The following is a 267-nucleotide window of genomic DNA, read 5'->3' on the forward strand; positions in this document are numbered from 1 at the left end:
CCCAGCGCTTCCAGCTGACCGAGTTCGCGCATCAACTTGAACTTTTCTCAAGCGACTCGCATGGTTGAAGAATCCGTTGACCGTATTGACTCCATCCCGGTCGGTGTTCCGGCGGACCGCACCGTCGTGCTGATTGTCGACGACACGCCGGACAATCTCGCGCTACTCTCCGATGCGCTGCATTCGACCGGCTACACCGTGCTCGTGGCCCTGAACGGCGAAGCTGCGCTTAAATGTCTTGCACGCATCACGCCCGATATTGTCCTG

At 58.8% G+C, this 267-nt stretch carries 1 protein-coding gene; it reads left to right on the forward strand.

The genetic code is table 11. The features are described from left to right. Positions 1 to 60: 60 nt before the first annotated feature. Positions 61 to 267: response regulator (locus tag SB660_RS21100; protein WP_486304212.1), on the forward strand; the 207-nt coding region annotated here is incomplete at its 3' end.

The sequence above is a fragment of the Bacillus sp. SIMBA_005 genome, assembly GCF_046535585.1.
Taxonomy (GTDB): Bacteria; Bacillota; Bacilli; order Bacillales; family Bacillaceae; genus Bacillus; species Bacillus pumilus.